Here is a 23,089-nt window from a genome sequence, read left to right on the forward strand (position 1 = left end):
TGTCCTCCGTAGCGTCGGAGGCATGATCACGGCAGAGAACCTCACGAAGCGCTTCGGCGCCAAGACCGCCGTCGACGGCATCTCGTTCGAGGTGCGGCCGGGGCAGGTCACCGGCTTCCTCGGGCCCAACGGCGCGGGCAAGTCGACCACCATGCGCATGATCGTCGGCCTCGACCGGCCAGACGCCGGCTCAGTCACGGTGAACGGGCGCCCGTTCGCGCAGCACGCCGCTCCCCTGACCGAGGTCGGAGCGCTCCTCGATGCGAAGGCCGTCCACCCGGGGCGCACGGCGGAGGCGCACCTGCGCATGCTCGCCGCGACGCACGGCATCGGGATGGCCCGGGTCGCCGAGGTCATGGAGCTCACGGGCATCGCCGGAGTCGCGAAGCGCCGCATCGGCGGCTTCTCGCTCGGCATGCACCAGCGCCTCGGGATCGCCGCGACCATGCTCGGCGACCCGCACACGCTCATCCTCGACGAGCCCGTCAACGGCCTCGACCCCGAGGGCGTGCACTGGGTGCGCGGGTTCGTCCGCTCGCTCGCGGCCGAGGGGCGCGCGATCTTCCTCTCCTCGCACCTCATGAGCGAGATGGCGCAGACCGCCGACCACATCATCGTCCTGGGCAAGGGCCGCATCCTGGCGGATGCACCCGTGGGCGACTTCCTGCGCGGGTCCGAGCGCGAGCGCACGCGCGTCCGCTCCTCCGACGCGCGCCGGCTGGGTCTCCTCCTCGCCGACCCGGGCGTCGCCATCACCCAGGCGGCCGCCGACACGCTCGACGTCGAGGGCCTGCCCGCGGCGCAGATCACGCGCGTCGCCGTGAACGCCGACATCGACGTGCACGAGCTCGTCCCCCTGCGCGGCTCGCTCGAGGAGGCCTACCTGGCTCTCACGGGCGACGCCGTCGAGTACCGCAGCGACCCCGCCGCTCTCGCGGCCTGAACGGAGTTCCCATGACCGCCATCGCCGCGGCTCCGCGCCGCACCGCCTCTCTCGGCGCCCCGCGCCTGACCTTCTCCCGCCTCGTCCGCGCCGAGTGGATCGGCCTGACGAGTCTGCGCGGCACGATCGCCTCGCTCGTCGTCGGGACCGTGCTCGTGCTCGCCGTCTCGGTCGGCATGACCGCCCTGCTCCTCGCCGTGAACGGCGACCCGGCGGGCGCGCCGCCCGCGCTCATGATGACCCTCGGCGCCGCGACCGTCGCGCAGATCATCGCCGTGCTCGTGGGCGTGGGCGTCTTCGCGAAGGAGCACGCGACGGGTTCGCTCCGCACCAAGCTGGCCGCGGCACCGCGCCGCGTCGCGACGGTCGGCGCGAAGGCCGTGGTCGTCGCCGTGAGCACGTTCGCGTGGTCGCTCGCCTCGCTGCTCCTGTCGTTCGCGGGCGTCGTCGCCGTCGGCGCCGTCTGGGGCGTCGAGCCCGCCCTCGACGACGCGCTCACGGCCATCCTGCTGCCGATCGTCGGCGCGGCGCTGTTCACGGCGCTCGTCGGCGTGCTGTCCCTCGGCGTCGCGGCGCTCCTGCGCTCCGAGACCTGGTCGGTCACGCTCGTGCTCGTGTTCCTCCTCGTGCTCCCGACCGTGCTGCTGACGCTGCCGTTCGAATGGGCGCCGACGATCCACGACGCGCTCATGGCACCCGCCGGCGACGCCCTCATGACGCCGAACGCAGACGTCGACGGCGAGACCGTCCGCGACATCGCGATCGCCTTCGCGTGGCCGATCGCGGCACTCGTCGCCGGGATGGCCGTGGTCCGCCGCCGCGACGCGTGACCATCCGCTCATCGGGCCGATGGCCCCGTCCCGCGCGGGACGGGGCCATCCGCATAGGGTCGGAGACGTGAGCAGCGCAGAGGGGACGAGGACGGGCGGGCTGGACCTCGCCCTCCCCCGCCCTCCCGGCGTCATCCGGCGATGGGTCGATCGCCATCCGCGGATCGTCGACGTCCTCATCGTCTTCACGTGCCAGATCGCGCCGGCCCTGCTCACGCTCGTCCTCGCGGCCGCGGTCCCGGAGGACTTCCCCCTCGACGGATGGTCGGGAGCGGGCGCCGCCGCATCGATCGCCGTCGGCTCGGTCGCGCTCGTGGTGCGGCGCGAGCGCCCCCTGATCGCCGCGATCGTGTGCGGCAGCCTGGCCGTCCTGCCGCTCCCCTTCAGCATGGGCGGCCATCTCGCCGTCTTCGTCGCGCTCTACGCGCTGGGCGTCCACAGCACCCCGCGGCGCACCTGGATCGGCTACGGGGTCGTGGCGGCGGTGACGGTGATCGTCTCCGGCGTGGCGACGTGGCTCACCCTCTCGGGTGCCGTGCTCCCAGAGGACCCGGACATCAGCCCCGCGGCCACGGCCGTCCCGAACGCGATCGTCTACCTCGTCCCGACCCTGCTCGGGCTCTCGGTCGGCAACCGCCGCCGGTACATCGACGCGATCATCGCGCGGGCCGCCGACCTCGCGCGCGAGCGCGACCAGCGCGCGCAGCTCGCGGTCGCAGACGAGCGGGCGCGCATCGCACGCGAGATGCACGACATCGTCTCGCACAGCCTCACGGTGATGGTGACCCTGTCTGAGGGGGCGGCGGCGCAGGCCGAGACGGGCGGGCCGCGCGCCGCCGAGGCCATGCGCCTCGTGGCCGAGACCGGCCGGTCGTCGCTCGCCGAGATGCGGCGTCTGCTCGGCGTCCTGCGCGCGCCCGACCAGGCGGCGCAGCTCGCGCCGCAGCCGGGCGACGCGGATCTCGAGATCCTCGCCGAGCGCTTCCGCGAGACGGGCCTCCCCGTCCGCCTCACGCGGATCGGCACCCCGATCGCCGACCGCGCGCTGCAGCTCGCGGTCTTCCGGATCGTCCAGGAGGGCCTCACGAACGCCCTCCGGCACGCGCCGGGCGCGCGGTACGCGGCCGTGACCATCCGCCGCGAGGACGGGATCGTGACCGTCGAGGTGCGCAACGACGCGCCCGCGCGGCAGAGCACAGCGCCTCCCGGGCGCGGGACGGGCATCATCGGGGTGCGGGAGCGCGCCGCTCTGTACGCGGGTCACGTGGACGCGGGGCCGACGGCGGATGGCGGATGGCTGCTGCGCGCGCAGCTGAAGGAGGAGCAGGGATGACCGGGGAGCGGATCCGCGTCGCGATCGCCGACGACCAGCAGCTCGTGCGGATGGGGCTGCGGATGGTGCTCGACGCCCAGCCCGACATCGAGGTGGTCGCCGAGGCCGAGGACGGTGAGCACGCCGTGGCCGTCGCCCGCGACGGCAGGGTCGACGTCATCCTCATGGACGTGCGCATGCCGCAGCTCGACGGGATCGCAGCCACCGAGCGGATCGCGGCCGCGGGGCCCCTCCCCCGTGTGCTCGTGCTCACGACCTTCGACCTCGACGAGTACGCGTTCGCCGCCCTGCGCGCAGGAGCGAGCGGCTTCCTCCTCAAGGACGCGCTGCCGGCCGACCTCCTCGGCGCGATCCGCGCCGTGCACGCGGGCGACGCCGCGCTCGCGCCGAGCGTCACCCGCCGGATGATCGAGCAGTTCACCGCGCACGCCGCACCGCGGCCATCCGCCGAGCTCGACGCGCTGACGCCGCGAGAGCGCGAGATCTTCGCGGCCATCGCCGAGGGCCTCACGAACGACGAGATCGCCGCGCGGTTCTACCTCGCGTCGTCGACGGTGAAGACGCACATCGGGCGGCTCCTGCAGAAGCTCGGGGCGCGTGATCGCGTGCAGCTCGTCATCCTCGCCTACGAGGCGGGGATCGCGGGCAGCTGACGCGTCAGCGGCCGGCCAGGCGCGCCCTTGTTCACGACGGCTCGTCACCTTCCAGAATCGCGGCGACGCCCTGCGGTCGAATCCTCGAATGATCGGCGATCTGATCGCGTGTCATGCCTGTCCTCGCCAGCTCCGCGACGAGGGGCGCCAGCTCCTCGAGGATCTGCCGGTGATCATCGCCCCTCCGCGCCGAGGCGATGATCCGCTCGACCTCGCCCAGAAGCTCGCGCTGCCTTTCGGATGGCCGGAAGGGGGCCGTCCCTGCGTGGATCGTCCAGCCCCTTCTCGCTTCCACCGGGGGCCGGTCATTCCGGGCGGAGCGCGGGTCCGCAGACGGGTCAGACATGATGACCTCCTTGTCAGCGCAACGTACCAGTGCCTCGATCGCGCCATCCATCAGGACGCGCGCCCCGAAGCGCCCCTGCGCGGGTTTGCAATCGCGGGGATCGCGGGCAGCTGACGCGTCAGCGGCCGGCCACGCGCGCCGCGCGCGCGAAGGGCCACTCCATGCCCGAGAGCCGCTCGCAGGTCTCCCAGATCCGCTGACGCACCTCGGGGTCCGCCGACGTGCGCGAGGGCTGCTGCCGGGTGGGCTCACCCCGTGTGATGAGGCGCGGCCCCCAGTACTCGCCGCCCGTGATGGCGGGATCGACAAGCGCGCGCACGAGGGAGGCCGCCCCGCGCTCCTTGGACTGCGCGATCGGGGCCTGGAGGCCGTCCTTGAAGCGCTTCCACACACTCGGCTCGTTCACGCCCTGCACGCGCGGCGTGCGTCCGCCGATCGAGTACCCGGGATGCGCGACGACGCTCTCGACGGGCACGCCGGCGTCGCGCAGGCGCACGTCGGCCTCGATTCCGAGGGCCTGGACGACGACCTTCGACTGCACATAGGCGCGATACGCGTGGTACCCGCGCTCGAGCTGGATGTCGACGGGGTCGTACGCGCCCATGCGCGTCGACATGCTGCCGAGCCAGACCATGCGCGGCGTCCAGGTGCGGGTCGCCGACTTCGACAGCGTCGTCAGCAGCTCGGCGGCGAGCACGAAGTGCCCCAGGGCGTTCGTCGCGAGGACGAGCTCGCGGCCGTCGCGGGTCGTCTCCCGCTGGCGCGGGGTGTGGACGATGCCCGCGTTCAGCAGCACGCCGTCGAGGCGCTGCCGCTTGAACAGGCCGCCGCGCACGCTCGCGGCCGCCGCGCGGATCGACCCGGTGTTGCTCACGTCGAGGAGGAGTGTCTGGACCGAGGCATCGGGCACCCGAGCCTCGAGCGCGTCGTGCGCCGCGGCGAGCTTGTTGGGGCTGCGCCCGCTGAGGATGACGTGGGCGCCTGCGCGCGCGAGCTGCTCGCTCGCGAAGTAGCCGAGACCCGCGTTGGCGCCCGTGATGAGGTAGGTGCGGCCGGTCTGATCCGGCAGGCGCGCCGGATCCCAGCTCCGGGGCGCGTGTTCGGTCACGAGACGAAGATACGCCGAACGGCATGCCTTCGGGAGCATGCCGCGAGCGCGCGCCGGAAACCGCGTCCCGGCGCGCGGAGCGTCGCGGCCGAGCCGCCCGCTCTCTAGGCTGATGCCATGGCGCGACGCGACGAGATCGAGTGCTGGCTGACCGACATGGACGGCGTCCTCGTGCACGAGGAGCAGCCCATCCCCGGCGCGTCCGAGCTGCTCGCGCAGTGGCGCGACACCGGCACGCCGTTCCTCGTGCTCACGAACAACTCGATCTTCACGCCCCGCGACCTCGCGGCCCGTCTGCGCGGCTCGGGCATCGACGTCCCCGAGGAGCACATCTGGACGAGCGCCCTCGCGACGGCGGCGTTCCTCAAGCAGCAGAGCCCCGGCGGCTCGGCGTTCGTCATCGGCGAGGCCGGAATCCTCACGGCGATGCACGAGGCCGGGTTCATCATGACCGAGACGAATCCCGACTACGTCGTTGTCGGCGAGACCCGGAACTACTCGTTCGAGGCGCTCACGAAGGCCGTGCGCCTCATCAACAACGGCGCCCGGTTCATCTCGACGAACCCCGACGCGACCGGGCCGAGCGCCGAGGGCGTGCTGCCGGCGACGGGCGCGATCAACGCGCTCATCACGAAGGCGACCGGCAAGGAGCCCTACATCGTCGGCAAGCCCAACCCCATGATGTTCCGGTCGGCCCTCAACCGGATCGGCGCGCACAGCGAGAACACGGGCATGATCGGCGACCGCATGGACACCGACATCGTCGCGGGCATCGAGGCGGGGCTCCACACCGTGCTCGTCATGACCGGCATCAGCACGCGGACCTCGATCGAGCAGTACCCGTTCCGGCCCGACGAGATCGTCACCTCGGTCGCGGAGCTGCTCGACCCCGAGGTCGAGGGCGAGGGCGGCGCCGAGCTCGACGCCGGAGTCTGAGGATGTCCGAGCGCGACCTGCTCTTCGCCGCGACGTTTGTCATCACGGCCGGCACCCTCGTCGCGTTCGTCTGGCAGTACATCCGCCGCAACCGCGACGACGACTGAGCGTCTCGACGTCGAGGCTCCTCCCGGGGTCCGCCGCAGACCCGCGGGTACGATCTCAGACGTGAGTCTGAACGAGGTGCTGCTGCGCATCGACCGACTCGCAGCCGGGCGCCAGCGCGACATCCGCGTGCCCGCCGTGCGCCTCGCCGATCCGACCCTGCATCGCGACTGGCTCGTCGTGCGCGTGCTCCTCGGGGTCGCGATCATGCTCGGCGTGAGCGCGCTCGGGATCGCCTTCTGGCTCACCATGCAGGGCATGCCGGAGCCGTTCATGGTGTGGATGCGCAGCGCGGTCGTGCTCGGACTCACCGGCGGGCTCGGCTACTTCTCGTTCCGCGCCGAGCAGGGCTGGTACTGGGCCTACTCGCGCATGCGCCTGTTCTCGTTCATCTTCCCGTGCGTCACCCTGGCGATCGCCGCCATCCCCGGGATCTACCCGCTCTGGATGACCGTCGAGCAACTCGCCTTCGCCGCTCTCATGCTCGGCGTGGGCGCGCTCCTCACGACGCCGCGCATGCGCGCCGCCTACCGCCGGGCCTGAGCGGGTCGGCGCGTCACCGGAATCGGATGGCCGGGTCGCGTGTGCGCGTGTCGGTCCCGCGGGTCTACACCAGCCCCAGCACTCCGATTCCGCGTACGGGTCAGGCGCGCAGCACGAGCGCGGCGGCGCCGATGATCGGCCCATCGCCGCCGAGCGCGCTGCGGACGACACGGGTGCGCTGCGCGTACGGCAGGGCGGCCCAGTCGCGCAGCGCCGCCGCGACGAGGTCGACGTAGTCGTCGGACACGTTCGAGAAGCCGCCGGAGATCGCGATGACCTCGAGGTCGAGCAGCGACGACGCGTCCGCGAGCGCCTGGCCGACCGTCTTCGCCGACCGCTCGATCGCCGCGCGGGCGATGCGGTCGCCCTCCGCTGCAGAGCGCGCGAGGTCCTCGCCGGTCTCGCCGTGCCATCCCTGCAGCTGCGCCCAGCGGACGCTCGCGGGGCCCGCCGCGATCTCCTCGACGGTCAGCTCGCCGACGTGCATCTGGCCGAGGTGGCCGGCGTTGCCCGACGCCCCTCCGATGGGGATGCCGCCCATCACCACTCCCCCGCCCACGCCCGTCGAGACCACGAGCGACAGGGAGGTGCGCGCGCCCGCGGCGGCGCCGAGCCACGACTCGGCAAGCGCGAGGCATCCGCCGTCGTGCCGGAGACGGACGATCGGATCGAACTCCCCGCTCGACGCGATGACGGCATCGCGAACCGCCTCGACGAGACCGAAGCCGTGCACGCCGGGCATGTTCACCGGATGGATGGAGCCGGTCGGGAGGTCGATCGGCCCTGCGCTGCCGATGCCGGCGCCCGCGAACTCCGCACCCTCGGGCAGGTGCGCCAGCGCACGCGAGACGACGTCGGTCACGGCCGCCCGGAGGCCGTCGGGCGTGATGGCGGGCCCCGTGGGTCGACGGTTCCGGCTGGGCGCGAGGATCGCGCCCTCGTCGTCGATGAGTGCGGCGTCGATCTTGGTGCCGCCGAGGTCGACGGCGAGCGCGATGCGGGTCATGAGAGCTCCTCTGCGGATGGCCCGAGGCGCGGGCACCCCACAGCGTAGCGGCGACCGCGATCGCCGCTATGACTACTGGGCCTCGAGCCCCAGGTCGTCGAGGTCGATCGCCGCGAGCCAGCGGAGGCCCTCGGCCTCGATGCGCTCCTGCGCCCCCGTCCGCCGGTCGACGATCGTCGCGACCGCGACCACCTCGGCGCCCGCCTTGCGCAGCACCTCGACGGCCTTGAGCGGCGATCCGCCCGTGGTCACCGTGTCATCGAGCACGACGACCCGCTTGCCCTCGACCTCGGCTCCCTCGATCTGGCGCCCGCGACCGTGGTCCTTGGGCTCCTTGCGGACGACGAAGGCGTCGACGGGTGTGCCCGCAGCCACCGAGGCGTGCACGACCGCATTGGCGATGGGGTCGGCACCGAGCGTGAGCCCGCCGACCGCCGAGACGCCGTCGATGTCGCGGATGAGGTCGAGCATGATGCGGCCGATCGCGGGTGCCGCGCGGTGATCGAGCGTGAGCTTGCGCATGTCGACGTAGTACGTGGCCTTCTTGCCGCTCGAGAGCGTGAAGTCGCCGTGGAAGACCGCGTCCTCCTTGATGAGCCGGATGAGCTCCTGGCGGTCGGCTTCGAGTTCGGGCGTGGATGCGATGGCCATGCGCTCCAGCTTAGAGACGATGGGCTGCCGCGGAGGACGGCGACGGCGCCGTTGACGGCACCCACCCCGCCCAGGTCGCAGTTGACGACCCCCAACCGCCGATTCAGGACGCAAACCGCGACCGGAACGGCACCTCCTTCGCCCAGGTCGCAGTTCGCGGCCCCCAACCGCCGATCCAGGACGCAAACCGCGACCGGAACGGCACCTCCTTCGCCCAGGTCGCAGTTCGCGGCCCCCAACCGCCGATTCAGGACGCAAGTCGCGACCTGGACAGGGCGACGCCCCCGACAAGCGACCCCGCCAAGCCACGGCCCCTCGGAGCGACGGCCGTGTCGGCGGCGGGAAATAGGCTGGGAGCATGCGCCTTGCCACCTGGAACGTGAACTCGATCCGCGCGCGCGTCGACCGCATCGTGTCGTTCGCCGAGCGCCAGCACATCGACGTGCTCGCCATGCAGGAGATCAAGTGCAAGCCCGAGCAATTCCCGTACGCCGCGTTCGAGGCGGCGGGCTACCACGTCGAGGCGCACGGGCTCAATCAGTGGAACGGCGTCGCGATCGCCAGCCGAGAGCCCCTCGAGGATGTGCAGCACGCCTTCGCGGGGATGCCCGGGTTCAAGAAGGGGTACGACGGCGACGACGCTCCGCACGAGGCGCGCGCGATCTCGGCGCTCGTCGGAGGCGTCCGCGTGTGGAGCCTCTACGTCCCGAACGGCCGCTCGCTGAACGACCCCCACTACCAGTACAAGCTGCGGTGGCTCGAGGCGCTCCGCGAGGCGACGCGCGCCCAGCTCGCGGCGGAGCCCGACCTCCCGCTCGCGCTCGTGGGCGACTTCAACATCATCCCGTTCGACGAGGACAACGGCGACCCGGACATCGTGCCGGGCGTCTCGACGCACGTCTCGCAGCCCGAGCGCGACGCCTTCTTCGCCCTCGAGACCGCCGGCGTCTCCGACGTCGTCCGCCCGCTCGTCCCCTCCGGCTACACGTACTGGGACTACCAGCGCCTGAAGTTCCCGCGTGACCAGGGCATCCGCATCGACTTCATCCTCGGCTCCCGTGCGCTCGCCGACGCCGTCACGGGCGCGTTCATCGAGCGCGAGGAGCGCAAGGGCGACTCCCCGAGCGATCATGTGCCCGTCGTCGTGGACCTCGACCTCTCCCCTGCGGAGGACGACGACGTGCCGATGATCTTCGGCTGATCAGCCGAGCGCGTCGAGCCAGTCCGCGACCTCGCGCGCGGTGCGCAGCCTCACGAGCGTCACGTCGGGTCGGCTCTCGAGGCGCGCGGGCAGCGCCTCCTCGCCCGTGCGGTACTTGTCGCGTGTGCGCCACGCCCACCGGACGATGTGGTCGGGGTCGACGAGCGCCGAGAGGATCGGCGGCTCGACGTTCCCCGCCCGCCACAGGCGCTCGCGTCGGATCCGGCGCCGGATGGTCCGGCGGATGACGCGCGCCATCGTGACGCGCGTGGGCAGGTCGATCCAGACCACCGCCTCCGCGCGGGCGAGCAGGACAGGCCGCGCGCCCGCGTACTGCCACTCCGTCACCCACTCGTCGCGCGCCGCGAGGTCGCGGACATCGGCAGCGAACGTCGGCCGGGGCTGCCAGCCTGGGCCCCAGTGGAGATCGTCGAGCTCGACGTGCGGGATACCCGTCCGCTCCGCGATGCGCGCGGCGAGCGTCGACTTGCCCGAGCCGGACACCCCGGCGATGAGGATGCGCCGCGCCGTGAACTCCACCGGAGGAGCCTATCGGCGCGCGCCCTCCCATCGCTCAGTCGAAGGTCCCGGTTCGCACCTCGAGATCGACCGGCGCGTACCGCAGCAGGACCGCTCCGCTCTCCCCCGCCACCGGCGGCGCCGTGAGCCGCAGGGTCGCCGGCGCCGCGCCATCCGGGAAGACCTTCTTCCCGCGGCCGAGCACGACCGGGTACACCCAGAGGCAGAGCTCGTCGAAGAGCTGACGCGAGAGCAGCGTCTGCACGAAGTCGACGCTGCCGATCACGGCGGTGAGGGCGTGACGGGAGCGGATGGCCGCGATGTCGGCCTCCAGATCGTCGCCGATGCGCGCGCTCCCCTGCCAGGACAGGTCGGGCTCGCCGCGGGAGGCGACGTACTTGGGCACGGCGTCGAACTTCCGCCCGATCGGCCCGTTCTCACCCGTCGTGTGCTGCGGCCAGTAGCCGGCGAAGATGTCGTAGGTGCGCCGGCCGAGCAGCAGCGCATCCATGGCGTCGATCGCCTGTCCGACCTCGCGGCCGACGGTCTCGTCGAACAGCGGCGCCTGCCAGCCGCCGAAGGGGAACGCGCCCGAGGGATCCTCCTCGGGGCCGCCGGGCGCCTGCGCGACGCCGTCGAGGGTCGTGAAGAGGTCGATGCGGATGCGGCCTCGCGTGCTTGTCTGCTCGTCCATGAGCTCCTCCTGGGGTCAGGCCGCCTGCGCCGTGGCGGTCGAGCGGCCGGGGTCGATGTGGAAGGTCCTCGCGAAGCGCTCGAGGTGCGAGACGTCGCCCACGAGGAGGTGCGCGATCTGCTGATCGATCGCGTCCTGCGGCGCGATCTCGCCCGAGATCACGCCGCGGATGCCCGGACCCGCCACGATGACGGCGTCCGGTTCGCCGCTCGGCGCCGCCCCGCCGACGGGCGGCATGGGCGGTGCGAGCTGCGCGACAGCGAGCTCGCCGCCCGCGACGTCGGCGCGGAGCACGACGTCCCCGACGTGCAGCTCATATGCCGTGCTCGGAATAGTCGCGGCCACATCCGGGCGGAACGCGGTGCGCAGAGCCATCGTGAGCGAGTCCGGCGTCACGGCGTCGCCCTCCTCCGGCTCCCCCATGCTCTGGAATCCCCAGCGTCCGAGCGCGAGCACGATCGGCTCGAGCTCGCGCCCGTACGGCGTGAGCTCGTAGACGAGCCCGCAGCGCGCGATGGGCACGCGACGCACGACGCCCCCCGCCTGCAGCTCCTTGAGCCGCGCGCTGAGGATGTTCGTGGGGATCCGGGGCAGGCCCTGCTTGAGATCGGTGTAGCGCCGAGGGCCGACGAGCAGGTCGCGGATGATGAGCAGCGCCCACCTCTCCCCGACCAGCTCGACGGCCGTCGTCACGCCGCAGTACTGCCCGTAGCTGCGTGCTGCCAAGCGATCAGGCTCCCTGCTCGGCGAAGAAGGCCTCGGGGCCCTTCTCCGCCGCCACCGGGTCCATCCACAGGAACTCGATGATGTTGCCGTCCGGGTCGGCCATGCTCACGGAGTACATGAAGCCGTAGTCCTGGGGATCCTTGTTCTCCGATCCGCCGGCCTCGAGGATCTTCGCGCGGATCGCGTCGACGTCCTCGCGGGAGTCGCGGCTGAGTGCGGTGATGACCTGCGCGCCCTCCGAGCCGAGCACGACCGACTTCGACGTGAAGGTCGCGAAGTACTCCTTCTTGAGGACCATGAAGAAGACGTTCTCGTCCCACTTCACGCACGCGGCGTTCTCGTCGGTGAACTCGGGGACGATCGTCGTCCCGAGCGACTCGTAGAACGCCTTCGCGCGGTCGAGGTCGGTGACGGGCAGGTTGACGAAGATGTGAGTGGCCATGACGGTGTGCTCCTCGCGTATCGCTCTGGTCTGTTTCGCGCCGCCTCTGTGCGGCACGGCACCAGCTTGTTAAAAGCAAGCACGCTTGTCAAGAGCAAGTTCGTCCGTCTCGCGACGGATGTCCGGACGGCGCAGAATGCCTACGGTGGAGGGATGACCGCCACGACCGCGCCCGCCGAGCCCGAGGCGGAGATCGACGAATCAGAGCCGCTGAATCGGCGCGTCACGCCACGGGACCTGCGCAAGGACGCGATCCTCGCGGTCGCGCTCTTCGGCGCGGCCATCGTGAGCATCGCCCTGACCGCCGTCTCCGGCGCGTACCTCACGGAGCCCGAGAACGCGGGGTGGTCGCTCCTCGCGAGCGTGTTCATGACCCTGCCGCTCGCGCTGCGCCGACGGTTTCCCGTCACGGTCGCGGCCGTGATCTGCACCGCGTACTTCGTGGCCACGTCGTTCCAGGTTCCGGAGATCTACGTCAGCCAGGTGACGATGTTCATCGGCATGTTCACGATCGGCGCCTGGGTCGACGATCGACGCCGGGCCGCGCTCGCGCGCGTCGTCATCATCGTCGGCATGTTCGTGTGGCTGCTCGTCACGACCTTCGTCGGCGCGACCGACACCGAAGCGCTCCAGGAGAACTTCCCGGGCGGACTCTCCCCGTACATCGCCTACATGCTGCTCATGTGGCTCATCAATGCCGCGTACTTCGGCGGCGCCTACTATATGGGCAATCGGGCATATGCCGCCGCGCGCGACCGCGCGGTGCTCCAGCGGCGCACGCGCGAGCTCGAGGAGGAGCGCGAGCTCACCGCAGCCCAGGCGGTCGCCCTCGACCGCGTGCGGATCGCGCGCGAGCTGCACGACGTCGTCGCCCACCACGTCTCGGCCATGGGGGTGCAGGCGGGGGCCGCCCGCACCGTGATCGAGCGCGACCCGGAGGCGGCGCGCCGCGCCCTCTCGGTCGTCGAGCAGTCGGCGCGCTCGGCGATCGCGGAGCTCCGCCACCTCCTCGACACCCTCCGGTCGCTCGACGGCGATCCCGACTTCGCGGTCGGCGCGCCGTCGACGCTCACCCTCGAGGGGCTGCCCGCCCTCGCGGAGGTGATGACCGCGTCGGGGACGCCCACGCGGCACGTCGTCGTGGGCGACCCGGTGCCCGTCCCCGATCTCGTGCAGGTCAACCTGTACCGCATCGCGCAGGAGGCGCTCACCAACGCCCGCCGGCACGGCGGCCCCGACGCCCGCGCCGAGATGCGCGTGCGCTACACCCCGGACACCGTCGAGCTCGAGGTCGTCAACACCGGCCGCGTCGCGCTCGATGCGCGGCCGGGTCTCGGTCAGCTGGGGATGCGCGAGCGCGCGATCGCCTCGGGCGGCCAGCTCGAGCTCCGGCCGCGCGAGCAGGGCGGCTACCTCGTGCGCGTGACCGTGCCACTGGCCTCGCCCGTCACCGCAGAGGAGGATCCGTCATGACCTCGCCCATCCGCGTCCTGCTCGTCGACGATCACGCCACGATGCGCGCCGGCTTCCGGATGATCCTCGAGGCGTCGGGGATCGACGTCGCGGGGGAGGCGGCCACGGGGGAGGAGGCCGTCGCACGCGCGGCCGAGCTGCGCCCCGACGTCGTCTGCATGGACGTCCAGATGCCCGACATGGACGGCATCGAGGCCACGCGCCGCATCGTCGCGGCCGGAACGGCGGCACAGGTCGTCATCGTGACGACCTTCGACCGCGACGACTACCTCTTCTCCGCGCTCGACGCCGGTGCCAGTGGATTCCTGCTCAAGAATGCGGGGCCCGAGGAGCTCGTGGGCGCCGTGCGGGTCGTCGCCGCAGGCGACGCGCTGCTCGCTCCCGAGGTGACGCGGCGCGTCATCGAGCGGCACACGGCGTCCGCCCCTGCCCCGTCCGCGGGCCCTGCGGACCCGTCTGCGGCGGGTCTCACGGAGCGCGAGCTCGAGGTGCTGCGGCTGCTCGCCCGGGCCATGAGCAACAGCGAGATCGCCCGCGAGCTGTACATCGGCGAGGCGACCGTCAAGACCCACGTGTCGAACCTGCTGCTGAAGCTCGGTGCGCGCGACCGTGTCGCCGCCGTCGTATACGCGCACCGGCATGGACTGACCTGACGCCTCGCGCGGGAGGCGGCTCCCCCGCGCGACGGAGGCGCGCGTTCCTCCCCGCGGGGGACGCGCGCCTCCGCGCCCGTCCGTAGCGTGTGAAGCACACGATGAGGAAGGGAGCGCGGATGCTGAGACTGCGCGGGATCACCAAGCGATACGGCGAGCGGCAGGTGCTCGACGACGTCTCGTTCGACGTCGCGCCCGGCCGCCTCACGGGCTTCGTCGGCGGCAACGGCGCGGGCAAGACGACGACGATGCGGATCGTCCTCGGCCTGCTCGCCCGCGACGGGGGAGAGGTCACGCTCGACGGTGCGCCGCTCACGCCGGAGGAGCGCCGCAACTTCGGCTACATGCCCGAGGAGCGTGGCCTGTACCCCAAGATGAAGGTCCTCGACCACATCGTCTACCTCGCCCGCCTGCACGGCTTCGGCAGGGCGGAGGCCACCCGCAGGGCCACCGAGCTGCTCGAGCAGCTCGGCCTCGCCGAGCGCCTGGGCGACAACGTCGAGACCCTCTCGCTCGGCAACCAGCAGCGCGCGCAGATCGCCGCGTCGCTCGTGCACGAGCCGCGCGTGCTCATCCTCGACGAGCCCTTCTCGGGGCTCGATCCGCTCGCCGTCGAGACCGTCGCGTCGGTCCTGCAGCAGCGCGCGGCCGACGGCGTCTCCGTGCTGTTCTCGTCGCATCAGCTCGACGTCGTCGAGCGCCTGTGCGACGACCTCGTCATCATCGCGGGCGGCACCATCCGCGCGGCCGGCGGGCGAGACGCCCTCCGCGAGCAGCACGCGACGAACCGCTACGAGCTCGTGTCGGATGGCGATGCCGGCTGGCTCCGCGGCGAGCCCGGCGTGCAGGTGGTCGACTTCGCGGGCGGCTTCGCGGTCTTCGACGTCGACTCCGACGACACGGCGCAGCGCGTGCTGCGCAAGGCCGTCGACCTCGGGGCGGTCGCGAGCTTCGCGCCCCAGCACCCCTCGCTCTCCCAGATCTTCAAGGAGGTCATCCAGTGAGCACCCCCACGAGCGTGCGGTCGACGCACCGCACCCCGGCGCCCGCCCCCACGACCGCGCAGAGCGTGTGGCTCGTCGCCGAGCGCGAGCTCGCCGCGAAGCTGCGCAGCAAGGCGTTCCTCATCTCGACCGCCATCCTCGTGCTCGGCGCCCTCGCGGCGGTGCTGTGGATGGGCTTCTCGGCCGCAGGAGGGGGCACGACGCCGGTCGCCGCGACGCAGGCCGTGGCGGCGCAGCTGAGCGCGGCGGACGCCCTCGAGGTCATCGAGGTCGACGATCGAGCCGAGGCCGAGCAGCTCGTCGCAGCGGGCGAGGTGGATGCGGCCGCCGTGCAGGACGACGCGTCGCCGACCGGCGTCACCGTCATCGCGCAGAGCGAGGCGCCGGCGTCGGTCATCGCGGCGCTGTCGCTGTCGCCGACGGTCGAGCTGCTGGATGCGGGAGCGGGGGAGGAGGGCCCCCTGCGCTACATCCTCGGGATCGTGTTCGGCATGGTCTTCTTCATGGCCGCGATGTCCTTCGGCACCCCCATCACGCAGAGCGTGATCGAGGAGAAGCAGACCCGCGTCGTCGAGATCCTCATCTCGGCGATCCCGGCCCGCGTGCTGCTCGCGGGGAAGGTGCTCGGCAACACCATCCTCGCCCTCGCGCAGATCGTGGTGCTCATCGCGGTCGCCGTCGTGGGCCTCATCGTGACGGGGCAGACGGAGTTCCTCCAGGGGCTCGGCGCGCCCATGGTCTGGTTCGCCGTGTTCTTCCTCTTCGGATTCATCCTGCTCGCGGCCATGTTCGCCGCTGCGGGCTCGCTCGTCTCCCGGCAGGAGGACTCGGGTCCGACCCTCACGCCGCTCATCTACCTGACGATGATCCCGTACTTCCTCGTCATCTTCCTCGGCGACAACCCCCTCGTCATGACGATCCTGTCGTACGTGCCGTTCTCGGCCGCGGTCGGGATGCCGCTGCGCCTCTTCTTCAACGAGGCGCAGTGGTGGGAACCGCTCCTCTCGCTCGTCGTGCTGCTCGGCTCGTGCGTGCTCGTGATCGCGCTCGGCGCCAAGATCTACGAGAACTCGCTGCTGCGAATGGGCGCGCGCGTCAAGCTCAAGGACGCTCTGAAGGGCTGAGCCCGACGCGCGAGACGCCGTCGCCCTCGCGGGCGGCGGCGTCTCGCGTTTCCGCGTGTTGCGTCGGCTCGCGGCGAAGAGCATGCGCCGGAATACAATCGTCCCCGCGGAGGTTCCCTCTCCCATCGGGCAACGGCGCCCACCGAGTCCACCGACCAGCAAGGAGCACGCCATGGGCGCCACGACCCTCGACCGCACCGCGGCCACCGACCACCCCGTCCTCGATGTCCTCGCCGACCGCTGGAGCCCGCGCGCCTACGACGCGACCGGCGCCGTCGACGAGGCCAAGCTCGCGAGCGCCCTCGAGGCCGCCCGCTGGAGCCCGTCGGCCTACAACGTGCAGCCCTGGCGGTTCATCGTCGCGCGCCGCGGCACGGCCGAGCATGCGTCGGTTGTCGAGTCGCTCGTCGAGTTCAACCAGCTCTGGGCCGCGAACGCCGCCGTCCTCATCGTCGCGGTCGCCGAGACGGCGAACGAGGAGGGCCGCGCGAACTCGCACGCGGTCTACGACCTCGGTCAGGCCGTCGCGCACCTCTCGGTGCAGGCCCACCACGACGGCCTCGTCGTCCACCAGATGAGCGGCTTCGACCCCGAGGTCGTCCGCGAGCGCTTCTCGCTCGACGCGCGCTTCGCCCCGACGACCGTGGTCGCGCTCGGCGAGCTCGGCGACGTCGACGCCCTCCCCGAGGCGCTCCGCGAGCGCGAGACCGCGCCGCGCGAGCGCCGTCCGCTCGCCGAGACGGTCATCGTCGACGCGCGCTGACCTGACGAGCGCACGGAGCCGGCCCCGGGAATCCTCCCGGGGCCGGCTCCGTGTGTTCGGCCGGACCTACTGGCCTTCGCTGACGAGCGCGAGGTGGTCGCCCGCGGCGTCGACGTCGACGCGCACCGTGTCGCCGTCATGCACGCCGCCCGACAGGATGGCCATGGCGAGGCGGTCCTGGATCTCCTGCTGGATGAGGCGGCGCAGCGGCCGCGCCCCGTACACGGGGTCATAGCCACGCTCGGAGAGCCAGGCGCGGGCATCCGGCGTCACCGCGAGCGTGAGCCGGCGGTCGCCCAGCCGCTCCTGCAGCGCGTCGACCTGCAGCTCGACGATCTGGGCGAGGTCGTCCTGGCTGAGGGCCTGGAACATCACGATGTCGTCGAGACGGTTCACGAACTCCGGCTTGAACGCCTGCCGCACGAGGAGCATCACCTGCTCGCGCTTGGCCTCGGCCGAGATCGTCGGATCGATGAGGATCGGCGATCCCAGGTTCGAGGTCAGGATGAGGATGACGTTCTTGAAGTCGACCGTGCGGCCCTGGCCATCCGTCAGCCGTCCGTCGTCCATGACCTGCAGGAGCACGTCGAAGACCTCGGGGTGGGCCTTCTCGACCTCGTCGAGCAGCACCACGCTGTAGGGCCGCCGGCGCACCGCCTCGGTGAGCTGCCCGCCCTGCTCGTAGCCGATGTAGCCCGGAGGGGCGCCGACGAGGCGCGAGACGGAGTGCTTCTCGCCGTACTCCGACATGTCGATGCGCACCATGGCGTGCTCGTCGTCGAAGAGGAACTCGGCGAGCGCCTTCGCGAGCTCGGTCTTGCCCACGCCCGTGGGGCCTAGGAACAGGAACGACCCCGTGGGCCGGTTCGGGTCGCTGATGCCCGCACGCGAGCGCCGGACGGCGTCGGAGACCGCCTTCACGGCCTCCTTCTGACCGATGAGCCGCCTGCCGAGCTCGGCCTCGAGGTGGAGCAGCTTCTCCGTCTCGCCCTGCAGCAGGCGCCCGACGGGGATGCCCGTCCACGCCGCGATGACCGACGCGATGTCGGCGTCGTTGACCTGGTCCCCGACCATCCGCTCGTCGCTGCGCTCGGCCTTCTCGGCATCCGCGAGCTCGCGCTCGAGACCCGGGATCTCGCCGTAGAGCAGGCGCGACGCGCGCTCGAGGTTGCCCTCGCGCTGCGCGCGCTCGGCCTCGCTGCGTGCGGCGTCGAGCCGGGTCTTGAGGTCGCCGACGCGGTTGAGCGACGCGCGCTCGGCCTCCCAGCGCTCCTGCAGCCCCTTCAGGTGCGCCTCCTCCTCGCGGAGCGTCTCGCGGAGCTTCTCGAGCCGGTCCTTCGACGCGGCGTCCTTCTCCTTCTTGAGCGCGAGCTCCTCGAGCTTCAGGCGGTCGACGTGCCGGCGCAGCTCGTCGATCTCGAGCGGCGCGGAGTCGATCTCCATGCGCAGCCGCGACGCAGCCTCGTCGATGAGGTCGATGGCCTTGTCGGGCAGCTGCCGGCTCGGGATGTACCGGTGCGACATCCCCGCAGCCGCGACGAGCGCGCCATCCGAGATCGCGACCTTGTGGTGCGCCTCGTAGCGCTCCTTGAGACCGCGGAGGATGGCGACGGTGTCCTCGACGCTCGGCTCGCCCACGTAGACCTGCTGGAAGCGGCGCTCGAGAGCGGCGTCCTTCTCGATGAACTCGCGGTACTCGTTGAGCGTCGTCGCGCCGATCATGCGCAGCTCGCCGCGGGCGAGCATCGGCTTCAGCATGTTCGCCGCGGCCACCGACCCCTCGCCGCCGCCCGCGCCCATGAGCACGTGCAGCTCGTCGATGAACGTGATGACGCGGCCCTCGGACTCCGTGATCTCCTGGAGCACCTTCTTGAGGCGCTCCTCGAACTGGCCGCGGTACATCGCGCCCGCGACGAGGGCGGAGATGTCGAGGGCGATGAGCTCCTTGCCCTTGAGGCTCTCGGCGACGTCGCCGGCGACGATCCGCTGGGCGAGCCCCTCGACGACCGCGGTCTTGCCGACACCGGGCTCGCCGATCAGCACGGGGTTGTTCTTCGTGCGCCGCGTGAGCACCTGGCTCACCCGGCGGATCTCGCTGTCACGGCCGATCACGGGGTCGAGCTTGCCCTGCTTGGCGCGCTCGGTGAGGTTGATGCCGAACTGCTCGAGGGCGCTCTGCTGCTCCTCCTGCTGCGGCATCTGGTTCGCCTGCATTCCTGTCCTCCCTGAGTCACGGTGACTCTAAACCTGAGTCGAAGTGACTCAAGTTTATCAGCCGCCTGACCCGCGGGGAAGGGCGCGGCTCAGATCCAGCCGCTCTCCTCGGCCATGAGCACGGCCTGCTGCCGTGTCTCGACCCCGAGCTTGCCGAGGATCACCGAGATGTGGTTCCGCACCGTGCCGGGCGCGAGAGACAGCGAGCGCGCGATCTGCCCCGTGGTCTCGCCGCGTCGTCCCACGCGCAGCACGTCGAGCTCGCGCGGGGTGAGCGGGCAGCGCTCGTCCGCGAGGGCGTCGGCCGCGATCTCCGGGTCGACGTACCGGCCGCCGGCCGCGACCCGCCGGATGACCTGGGCCACCTCGCCCGCGCCGCGCGACTTCGGCAGGAACCCCGCGACGCCCGAGGAGAGCGCGCGGCGCAGCACGCCGGGCCGCGCATGGCGCGTGACGACCACGCACCGCGTCGCGATGCGCCGGCTCAGCTGCGCGGCGACCTCGACGCCGTCCAGACCCGGCATCTCGAGGTCGAGGAGGCAGACGTCCGGCTCGACGCGCAGCGCCTCCGCGACCGCCTCGGAGCCATCGGCGCACTCGGCCACGACCTCGATGTCGTTCTCGAGGCGCAGGAGCGCCGCGAGCGCGGAGCGGATCATCGCCTCGTCGTCGGCGAGCAGCACGCGGATCATCGGACGACCTCCTCGGGAACCTCCACCACGACGGCGAACGCGTCGGGGTCCCGTCGAACGTCGAGACGCCCGCCGACCTCGGCGACACGGCGTCCGATCCCCTCGAGGCCGGCGCCGTCGCGCGCCTCGGCGGCCCCTGCGCGGTCGTTCGCGATCTCGTAGCGCCATGCGCCGTCGACGCGCGCGAGCGAGAGGCGCGCCATCCGCCCCCCGCCGTGCCGCAGGACGTTGGTCGTGGTCTCCCTGATGACGGGCCCGAGCACGGCGCCAGGCGCCTCGTCGGCATCCGCGGGCATCTCGAGCGCCGCCGCGACCCCCGCGGCCTGCAGGAGGTCGCGCGCGTTGGCGAGCTCATCCGACAGCGGCGCCGACCGGAAGCGCGTCGCGAGGTCGCGCGTGCCCTGCGTGGCATCCGCGACGCTCACCCGCGCGGCCCGCACCTGCTCGAGCGCCGCGCCGGTCTCGCCGCGGTCCATGAGCTTCTCGGCCAGCTCGAGCTGCAGCGCGATCACCTGGAGGTGGTGCCCCTGGAGGTCGTGCACGTCGGTCGCGACCCGGAGCCGCTCCTGCGTCGCCGCGAGCCGCGACTCCGCGACGCGCGCGCGGTCGAGCGCGACGAGCACATCCCACCACCACAGCGACAGGACGGCCACTCCCGGCAGCATGACGCAGAAGGCCGCGAGCATCGGCGCCCCCTCGACCGCGAGGACGCCCCCGCCGCCGCGCGCGTCGACCCACCATGCCGCCGCGAGCGCGGCCGTCATCGCCATGACGAGGCGCAGGCGGACGCCGCGAGACCAGTTGAGCAGGACCACGGCGTGCGCGGGGAGCAGGAGGCCGAGGAGCCAGCTGTGCGTCAGGACGCCGAGGACCGCGCCCGATGCGGCTGCGACGAGCACGAGCGGCACGAGGCGCTTCGCCACGAGCGGGTCCGACTCGCTGCGCGACCGATGCACGAGGAGGAGGGGCACGGTGCACGCGACCCACACGACGCCGACGGCTCCGGCGAGGAGCCCCTGCCACGCGGCCCCGCTCGCGACGGTCCAGGTCGTCGTCCAGAGCAGGGCGATCATGGCCTCGAAGAAGATCACCGCGCTGATCGTGTACCACCATGTCGCGGCGATGCCGCGCGTCAGATCGATCGCGCCCCGACGCGCGTCCCCCGATGTCGCCTTCACTCTCACCACAGTACGGCCGTGACAGATGTCACCCCCTGCGCGTGCAGCTCTCCCGCACTCCGGTGACACCTCGGCACTGCCGCGATCGGCCGCGGCGCGATGGAGTGGAGACATCGCCGGAGAGACCCCTCCGCAGCACAGCCGACAGGAGCACAGCATGAACCTCATCGAGACCTTCCAGAACCTCGTCGCCCAGGTCCCGGAGCTCGTCCAGCCGCTCATCGTCGCCCTCGCGGGCGCCGTCCCGTTCATCGAGGGCGAGGGCGCCGCGGCGATCGGCATCATCGGCGGCATCCACCCGGCGATCGCCGCCGCGGCCGGCGCGATCGGCAACTTCCTCTGCGTCGCCGCGCTCGTGCTCCTCGGCTCGGGCACCCGACGCGCGATCGTGACGCGGCACCGCGAGCGCGTGGCGGTCGCCGCGGGCGGCGGCGCGATCGCCGAGGGCGGCACCGCCGTCGCGGCCCCCGCTGCGTCGCCCCGCAGGGAGAAGTTCCAGCGGGCGCTCGTGCGCTACGGCGTCCCTGGCGTGAGCCTCCTCGGCCCGCTCCTCCTGCCGACGCAGTTCACCGCGACGATGCTCGCCGCCGCCGGCGTGGGCCGCGCGCGCATCCTCTTCTGGCAGGGCATCGCGATCGTCGGATGGACGACCCTCATCACGCTCGCCCTGACCGGCATCATCTCGATCGCGAGCTGACGCCCCGCGCTACGCGGCGACGAGCGGATCGGCCCCTGCGGCCATCCGCTCGTCGCCGTCTGCCATCTCGGGGCACGCGAAGCGCGCGCGATACGCGGCCGGCGAGATCCCGAGCACGCGCGAGAAGTTCTGGCGCAGCACCGCGGCCGAGCCGAAGCCGCAGTCGGCCGCGATGCGGTCGAGCCCCCAGTCCGTCCGCTCGAGCAGGCGCTGCGCCTGGATGACCCGCTGGCGCGCGAGCCACGCGGCCGGCGTCGTGCCGAAATCGGCCTTGAACCGCCGCGCGAACGTGCGCGGCGACATGTGCGCACGGTGCGCGAGCTCGTCGACGGGCAGCTCGCGGTGGAGGTTCTCGAGAGCCCAGTCGGCGACCGGCGCGAGCGACAGGCTCGCCTCCGCCGGCAGCGGGTTCAGGATGAACTGGGCCTGGCCGCCGTCGCGCTGCGGCGGGACGACCATCCGCCGCGCGATCTGGTTCGTGAGCTCGGCCCCGATCTCCTGGCGAAGGAGGTGCAGGCAGGCATCGAGACCCGCCGCCGTGCCCGCGCTCGTGATGATGCGGCCCTCCTGCACGAAGAGGACGTCGGGGTCGACCTCGATGCGCGGGTACATGCGCCGCATCGTGTCGGCGTACATCCAGTGCGTCGTCGCCCTGCGCCCGTCGAGCACGCCCGCGGCCGCGACGACGAACGAGCCGCTGCAGACCGTGAGCACCCACGCTCCGCGTGCGACCGCGCGACGGATGACCTCGCACACGCGCTCGTCGACGGCGCCCCACGACGACCGGGGGATCGGGGTGACGACGACGAGATCGGCCTCGTCGGCGAAGGACAGGTCGGCGTCGACCGTGATCGAGAACCCGAGGTTGGATGCCACGAGACCGGGCGTCGGGGAGACGAGACGGAAGTCGAAGCTCGGCACGCCGTCGGCGCTGCGGTCGAGGCCGAACGCCTCGCACGCCAGCCCGAACTCGAACGGGGCGAACCCCTCCTGGACGATGCACGCGACGGTCTTCATGAGCGCTCCGGTTGGCAGAAATGCGACGATCTGCGGCCATCCTGCCACTCGCGGCAGGAATCGCACAACCGTAGCGTTCCTGCCATGCTCGTCGTCGTCATCGTCACCGCCCTTGTGGTCGCCGCGGGAGCCGCCGTCGCCGCGGCGGTGCTCCCGGGCGGCGGCGCGCCCTCGGACGGGTCCGAAGCCGACGCGGCACGTGCGCACACGGTCGGCGTGAACCCCGTGCAGGGATGAG

26 protein-coding genes are annotated in these 23,089 nt (G+C 72.1%); 14 read left to right on the plus strand and 12 right to left on the minus strand.

Annotated features, from left to right (window positions below; genetic code table 11):
* Nucleotides 1–22: 22 nt before the first annotated feature.
* The 4 genes from GC092_RS15830 to GC092_RS15845 all read left to right on the plus strand — a co-directional run bounded on the left by GC092_RS15830 (nt 23) and on the right by GC092_RS15845 (nt 3,759).
* Nucleotides 23–943, plus strand: coding sequence for an ABC transporter ATP-binding protein (locus GC092_RS15830; protein ID WP_324013236.1), 921 nt, complete (start codon nt 23–25; stop codon nt 941–943).
* Nucleotides 944–954: 11 nt separating this feature from the next.
* A complete protein-coding gene (locus tag GC092_RS15835; protein WP_324013237.1) occupies nt 955–1,773 on the plus strand; it encodes a hypothetical protein in 819 nt (272 codons plus the stop codon).
* Nucleotides 1,774–1,840: 67 nt separating this feature from the next.
* On the plus strand, nt 1,841–3,106 hold the full coding sequence (locus GC092_RS15840) for a sensor histidine kinase (RefSeq protein ID WP_324013238.1): 1,266 nt from the start codon (nt 1,841–1,843) through the stop codon (nt 3,104–3,106).
* Nucleotides 3,103–3,759: a response regulator transcription factor gene (locus GC092_RS15845; protein ID WP_324013240.1), complete on the plus strand. Its 657-nt coding sequence runs from the start codon at nt 3,103–3,105 to the stop codon at nt 3,757–3,759. Before GC092_RS15840 ends, GC092_RS15845 begins: the two co-directional genes overlap by 4 nt.
* Before the next feature lie 31 nt (nt 3,760–3,790).
* Here GC092_RS15845 and GC092_RS15850 read toward each other — a convergent pair whose 3' ends face one another.
* Nucleotides 3,791–4,105, minus strand: coding sequence for a hypothetical protein (locus GC092_RS15850; RefSeq protein ID WP_324013241.1), 315 nt, complete (start codon nt 4,103–4,105; stop codon nt 3,791–3,793).
* A 118-nt stretch (nt 4,106–4,223) separates the two neighbouring features.
* Complete coding sequence (locus GC092_RS15855) at nt 4,224–5,213, minus strand: SDR family NAD(P)-dependent oxidoreductase (protein WP_324013242.1); 990 nt, start codon at nt 5,211–5,213, stop codon at nt 4,224–4,226.
* A 117-nt stretch (nt 5,214–5,330) separates the two neighbouring features.
* Between GC092_RS15855 and GC092_RS15860 the strand changes: the two genes are divergently transcribed.
* Nucleotides 5,331–6,149 carry an HAD-IIA family hydrolase gene (locus GC092_RS15860; protein ID WP_282978413.1) on the plus strand — a complete coding sequence of 273 codons (819 nt, stop codon included), beginning with the start codon at nt 5,331–5,333 and terminating at the stop codon, nt 6,147–6,149.
* 168 nt (nt 6,150–6,317) lie between these two features.
* Nucleotides 6,318–6,797, plus strand: coding sequence for a hypothetical protein (locus GC092_RS15865; RefSeq protein ID WP_324013243.1), 480 nt, complete (start codon nt 6,318–6,320; stop codon nt 6,795–6,797).
* 100 nt (nt 6,798–6,897) lie between these two features.
* Here GC092_RS15865 and GC092_RS15870 read toward each other — a convergent pair whose 3' ends face one another.
* Together GC092_RS15870 and pyrE are read right to left on the minus strand one after the other, a co-directional pair.
* Entirely contained in the window at nt 6,898–7,803 is a 906-nt protein-coding gene (locus GC092_RS15870) for an ROK family protein (protein ID WP_324013245.1), read from the minus strand.
* A 72-nt stretch (nt 7,804–7,875) separates the two neighbouring features.
* Nucleotides 7,876–8,454 carry an orotate phosphoribosyltransferase gene (gene pyrE, locus GC092_RS15875; protein ID WP_271172573.1) on the minus strand — a complete coding sequence of 193 codons (579 nt, stop codon included), beginning with the start codon at nt 8,452–8,454 and terminating at the stop codon, nt 7,876–7,878.
* A gap of 358 nt (nt 8,455–8,812) precedes the next feature.
* On the opposite strand from pyrE, the gene GC092_RS15880 reads away from it, so the two are divergent.
* The gene (locus GC092_RS15880; protein WP_271172572.1) at nt 8,813–9,655 is read left to right on the plus strand and encodes an exodeoxyribonuclease III; all 843 of its coding nucleotides are present in this window, start codon (nt 8,813–8,815) and stop codon (nt 9,653–9,655) included.
* Here the strand turns inward: GC092_RS15880 and GC092_RS15885 are convergent, their stop codons facing one another.
* From GC092_RS15885 to GC092_RS15900, 4 genes are read right to left on the minus strand one after another with little or no spacing between them, the layout of a single operon-like run.
* Nucleotides 9,656–10,195 (minus strand): P-loop NTPase family protein, encoded by a 540-nt coding sequence (locus GC092_RS15885; RefSeq protein ID WP_324013248.1) that lies wholly within the window; start codon nt 10,193–10,195, stop codon nt 9,656–9,658.
* 34 nt (nt 10,196–10,229) lie between these two features.
* The gene (locus GC092_RS15890) at nt 10,230–10,868 is read right to left on the minus strand and encodes a dihydrofolate reductase family protein (protein WP_282978405.1); all 639 of its coding nucleotides are present in this window, start codon (nt 10,866–10,868) and stop codon (nt 10,230–10,232) included.
* Between the two features lie 15 nt (nt 10,869–10,883).
* Nucleotides 10,884–11,594, minus strand: coding sequence for a winged helix-turn-helix transcriptional regulator (locus GC092_RS15895; protein WP_324013249.1), 711 nt, complete (start codon nt 11,592–11,594; stop codon nt 10,884–10,886).
* A gap of 4 nt (nt 11,595–11,598) precedes the next feature.
* A complete protein-coding gene (locus tag GC092_RS15900) occupies nt 11,599–12,036 on the minus strand; it encodes a VOC family protein (RefSeq protein WP_271172568.1) in 438 nt (145 codons plus the stop codon).
* Between the two features lie 153 nt (nt 12,037–12,189).
* Between GC092_RS15900 and GC092_RS15905 the strand changes: the two genes are divergently transcribed.
* From GC092_RS15905 to GC092_RS15925, 5 genes are all read left to right on the plus strand, one after another.
* On the plus strand, nt 12,190–13,509 hold the full coding sequence (locus tag GC092_RS15905) for a sensor histidine kinase (RefSeq protein ID WP_324013250.1): 1,320 nt from the start codon (nt 12,190–12,192) through the stop codon (nt 13,507–13,509).
* Complete coding sequence (locus GC092_RS15910) at nt 13,506–14,162, plus strand: response regulator (protein ID WP_324013251.1); 657 nt, start codon at nt 13,506–13,508, stop codon at nt 14,160–14,162. The genes GC092_RS15905 and GC092_RS15910 overlap by 4 nt, the downstream gene beginning before the upstream one ends.
* Before the next feature lie 119 nt (nt 14,163–14,281).
* Nucleotides 14,282–15,166, plus strand: coding sequence for an ABC transporter ATP-binding protein (locus tag GC092_RS15915; protein WP_282978398.1), 885 nt, complete (start codon nt 14,282–14,284; stop codon nt 15,164–15,166).
* Nucleotides 15,163–16,290 carry an ABC transporter permease gene (locus GC092_RS15920; RefSeq protein WP_324013252.1) on the plus strand — a complete coding sequence of 376 codons (1,128 nt, stop codon included), beginning with the start codon at nt 15,163–15,165 and terminating at the stop codon, nt 16,288–16,290. Before GC092_RS15915 ends, GC092_RS15920 begins: the two co-directional genes overlap by 4 nt.
* A gap of 172 nt (nt 16,291–16,462) precedes the next feature.
* Nucleotides 16,463–17,053 carry a nitroreductase family protein gene (locus GC092_RS15925; protein WP_324013253.1) on the plus strand — a complete coding sequence of 197 codons (591 nt, stop codon included), beginning with the start codon at nt 16,463–16,465 and terminating at the stop codon, nt 17,051–17,053.
* A gap of 66 nt (nt 17,054–17,119) precedes the next feature.
* Here the strand turns inward: GC092_RS15925 and GC092_RS15930 are convergent, their stop codons facing one another.
* The 3 genes from GC092_RS15930 to GC092_RS15940 all read right to left on the minus strand — a co-directional run bounded on the left by GC092_RS15930 (nt 17,120) and on the right by GC092_RS15940 (nt 21,137).
* Nucleotides 17,120–19,267 carry an ATP-dependent Clp protease ATP-binding subunit gene (locus GC092_RS15930; RefSeq protein WP_324013254.1) on the minus strand — a complete coding sequence of 716 codons (2,148 nt, stop codon included), beginning with the start codon at nt 19,265–19,267 and terminating at the stop codon, nt 17,120–17,122.
* An 89-nt stretch (nt 19,268–19,356) separates the two neighbouring features.
* Nucleotides 19,357–19,959, minus strand: a complete 603-nt coding sequence (locus GC092_RS15935; protein WP_324013255.1) for a response regulator — start codon at nt 19,957–19,959, stop codon at nt 19,357–19,359.
* The gene (locus GC092_RS15940) at nt 19,956–21,137 is read right to left on the minus strand and encodes a sensor histidine kinase (RefSeq protein WP_324013256.1); all 1,182 of its coding nucleotides are present in this window, start codon (nt 21,135–21,137) and stop codon (nt 19,956–19,958) included. The genes GC092_RS15935 and GC092_RS15940 overlap by 4 nt, the downstream gene beginning before the upstream one ends.
* Before the next feature lie 157 nt (nt 21,138–21,294).
* On the opposite strand from GC092_RS15940, the gene GC092_RS15945 reads away from it, so the two are divergent.
* The gene (locus tag GC092_RS15945; RefSeq protein ID WP_324013258.1) at nt 21,295–21,834 is read left to right on the plus strand and encodes a small multidrug efflux protein; all 540 of its coding nucleotides are present in this window, start codon (nt 21,295–21,297) and stop codon (nt 21,832–21,834) included.
* Nucleotides 21,835–21,843: 9 nt separating this feature from the next.
* Here the strand turns inward: GC092_RS15945 and GC092_RS15950 are convergent, their stop codons facing one another.
* Nucleotides 21,844–22,851, minus strand: coding sequence for a GlxA family transcriptional regulator (locus GC092_RS15950; protein WP_324013260.1), 1,008 nt, complete (start codon nt 22,849–22,851; stop codon nt 21,844–21,846).
* 84 nt (nt 22,852–22,935) lie between these two features.
* On the opposite strand from GC092_RS15950, the gene GC092_RS15955 reads away from it, so the two are divergent.
* Nucleotides 22,936–23,088 (plus strand): hypothetical protein, encoded by a 153-nt coding sequence (locus GC092_RS15955; protein WP_324013263.1) that lies wholly within the window; start codon nt 22,936–22,938, stop codon nt 23,086–23,088.
* The last annotated feature ends 1 nt before the right edge of the window (nt 23,089 follow it).

It is taken from the genome of Microbacterium sp. JZ37 (assembly GCF_035188445.1).
In the GTDB taxonomy this organism is placed as follows: domain Bacteria; phylum Actinomycetota; class Actinomycetes; order Actinomycetales; family Microbacteriaceae; genus Microbacterium; species Microbacterium barkeri.